The sequence below is a fragment of the Porphyromonas sp. HMSC065F10 genome, from assembly GCF_001808555.1.
Taxonomy (GTDB): Bacteria; Bacteroidota; Bacteroidia; order Bacteroidales; family Porphyromonadaceae; genus Porphyromonas_A.
This window is the reverse complement of the sequence record NZ_KV793732.1, coordinates 1-3,668: the sequence shown is the minus strand read 5'-3', so window position 1 is coordinate 3,668 and position 3,668 is coordinate 1. Positions and strand designations below refer to the sequence as shown.

Sequence of the window (3,668 nt, the reverse complement as noted above, 5' to 3'; positions counted from 1 at the left end):
GCGTCCTTGAGACGCAAGAGATCATAGACATACGGAATACAAAGTAAGATGTATTAAACGCTAGACATAGAGAGAGAGTTTTTTCACTATGGTTTTTATACGACTTTTCGTCATCGATTCTCGCAAGGGAGTTGAGTGTGCGGAGGTAGCGATTTCATAAGTGTAAGACGAGTAAATCTGTGAAGCGTGTTAGAGTATACTTGATAATCAAATTACGAGTAGTACGGCGAATACATAAGTTACTGATGATAGACGAGTAGAGTTATCGATATGTAGGCACTTTTTTCGATATATATTGGAGAGAGTGAAGATATAGATAAAGCGAAAGAAGGGCATTCGGTGGATGCCTTGGCTCTGAGAGGCGACGAAGGACGTGATAAGCTGCGAAAAGCTGCGGGGATCGGCAAATACGACTTGATCCGCAGATATCCGAATGGGGCAACCCGGCAAGCTTGCTTGCCACCATCCATAAGATGGAGCGAACGTGGGGAACTGAAACATCTTAGTACCCATAGGAAGAGAGAACAATTTAGTGATTCCCCTAGTAGAGGCGATCGAACGGGGACGAGCCCAAACCGGCAGTGTCGCAAGGCATTGCCGGGGTTGTAGGGCTCTCGATATCGCAAGAGTGACGCGAGGAGAAGTGACGTGGAAACGTCCACCATAGACGGTGATAGTCCGGTAACCGAAGCGAAGTGAAGCGTAGAGAGTACCTGAGTAGTGCGGGACACGTGCAATCCTGTATGAATCCGGGAGGTCCATCTCCCAAGGCTAAATACTTCTCAGAGACCGATAGTGAACAAGTACCGTGAGGGAAAGGTGAAAAGTACCGCTCATAGCGGATTGAAATAGTACCTGAAACCGGATGCCTACAAGCGGTCGGAGCCCTTCGGGGTGACGGCGTGCCTTTTGCATAATGAACCTACGAGTTACCATGCACAGCAAGGCTAAGCGACCCAGTCGTGGAGCCGTAGCGAAAGCGAGTTTTAAATGGCGTATAGTTGTGTAGGGTAGACGCGAAACCAAGTGATCTATCCGTGTCCAGACTGAAGTGAGGGTAAAACCTCATGGAGGGTCCAACGGAGAAATGGTGAAAAATTTCCCGATGAGGTACGGATAGGAGTGAAAGGCCAATCAAACTTGGAGATAGCTCGTACTCCCCGAAATGCATTTAGGTGCAGCCTTTATGGTTAAGTACACGAGGTAGAGCGACTGATTGGATGCGAGAGCTTCACCGCTTATCAAATCCGGACAAACTCCGAATGCGTGTATGTATTCATGAAGAGTGAGGGTGCGGGAGCTAAGTTCCGTATCCGAGAGGCAAAGAAGCCGGACCATCAGCTAAGGCCCCCAAATGATGTCTAAGTTGAATGAACGAAGTCGCAATGCAGAGACAGCTAGGATGTTGGCTTGGAAGCAGCCATTCATTTAAAGAGTGCGTAACAGCTCACTAGTCGAGGATTGTGGCGTGGATAATAATCGGGCATAAGACATCTGCCGAAGCTATGGGATCGAAAGATCGGTAGGGGAGCATTCCAGCGAGGTTGAAGGTGTGAGGTGACTCATGCTGGACTCTCTGGAAGAGCAAATGTAGGTATAAGTAACGATAAAGGAAGTGAGAATCTTCCTCGCCGAAAGACTAAGGTTTCCTCTTCAACGTTCGTCGGAAGAGGGTTAGTCGAGACCTAAGGAGTAGCCGTAGTTGGCGTATCCGAACGGATGAATGGGTTAATATTCCCATACTGGTTACACGTAGTGGATGCAAGGACGAAGGAGTGAAAGCCTCGCCTGCTGACGGAATAGCAGGTTAAAGGGTGTAGGCGCTGATGGGGTAGTAAAGTACGTCCCAGAGCCGAATCTGATAGTACCGGGAATCTACGGAGGAACGGATAGAGGTGTAAGCAGACTTCCAAGAAAAGTTGCTACATGATTGATGTGTAAGCACTCGTACCACAAACCGACACAGGTAGTTGGGTTGAGTATACTAAGGCGCGCGAGATAGGCGTGGTTAAGGAACTAGGCAAAATGGATCTGTAACTTCGGGAAAAAGATCGCCCTCCTCCGGGAGGGTTGCAGAGAATAGGCTCAAGCGACTGTTTACCAAAAACATAGGGCTGTGCGAAATAGAAATATGCAGTATACAGCCTGACACCTGCCCGGTGCCGGAAGGTTAAGAGGAGAGGTCATCCGTAAGGAGAAGCCTTGAATTGAAGCCCCGGTAAACGGCGGCCGTAACTATAACGGTCCTAAGGTAGCGAAATTCCTTGTCGGGTAAGTTCCGACCTGCACGAATGGTGTAACGATTTGAGCACTGTCTCGACCACGTACTCGGTGAAATTGTAGTAACGGTGAAGATGCCGTTTACCCGCAATGGGACGAAAAGACCCCGTGAACCTTTACTATAGCTTTACATTGTATTTGGGTATCAGATGTGTAGGATAGGCCGGAGGCTGTGATGTGGCGTCGCCAGATGTCATGGAGTCATTGGTGAAATACGGCCCTTTTGGTATTTGAATACTAACTCGCAAGTGCGAGGACAATGTATGGTGGGTAGTTTGACTGGGGCGGTCGCCTCCAAAAAAGTATCGGAGGCTTCTAAAGGTACCCTCAAGACGATTGGTAACCGTCTGTAAGAGTGTAATGGCAGAAGGGTGCTTGACTGGGAGACTAACAAGTCGCACAGGTAGGAAACTAGAGCATAGTGATCCGGTGGTTCCGCATGGTAGGGCCATCGCTCAAAGGATAAAAGGTACTCCGGGGATAACAGGCTGATCACTCCCAAGAGCTCATATCGACGGAGTGGTTTGGCACCTCGATGTCGGCTCGTCACATCCTGGGGCTGGAGAAGGTCCCAAGGGTTGGGCTGTTCGCCCATTAAAGTGGCACGCGAGCTGGGTTCAGAACGTCGTGAGACAGTTCGGTCTCTATCTATTGTGGGCGTGGGATATTTGCGGGGATTTGACACTAGTACGAGAGGACCGTGTCGGACGCACCGCCGGTGGATCAGTTGTCCCGCCAGGGGCATAGCTGAGTAGCTGTGTGCGGATAGGATAAGTGCTGAAAGCATCTAAGCACGAAGCCGTCCTCAAGATGAGATATCCATATAAGGGACGTTAGAGACGATGACGTTGATAGGCTGTAGGTGTAAGTGCAGTAATGTATTTAGCCGAGCAGTACTAATTTCCCAAGAATGCTTTATCCCCTCCTCCCCCTCCCCTCGTGGGATGTGGGAGGAGGACAAAGAAGAATAACATATCGTACTATTCTCTATACGAGAGTGACAGATATGGATTCGTGACGTACTACGACAAGTAACGATGTCGAGAGGTACTCTACGAGCTTCAGAGATTGATAAGGCTTACACGCCAAGTGAGAGCAGCTACGGCTGCACACGAGAGACTCCATCGAGAGATGATGAGAAGGAGCTGAATCCTCTACTGACAAAGACTTGCTCGAAGGTCTGACGAGTAGTGCATCTTACATTCCGTATGTTTTTTAATACAGTCATCCACTAAGGATTGACCAAAGACATTTAGGTGGTTATAGCGTTGGGGATCCACCTCTTACCATTCCGAACAGAGAAGTTAAGCCCAATAGCGCCGATGGTACTTGTACGCAGGGAGAGTAGGTAGCCGCCGTCTTTTTGAGAGGAGAGATCAGACACTCAA

At 49.0% G+C, this 3,668-nt stretch carries 2 rRNA genes; both read left to right on the top strand.

The features are described from left to right. The first annotated feature begins 315 nt into the window (after window positions 1-315). Window positions 316-3,202 (top strand): 23S ribosomal RNA (locus HMPREF2890_RS00640). Window positions 3,203-3,532: 330 nt separating this feature from the next. After that, window positions 3,533-3,641 (top strand): 5S ribosomal RNA (gene rrf, locus HMPREF2890_RS00635). The last annotated feature ends 27 nt before the right edge of the window (window positions 3,642-3,668 follow it).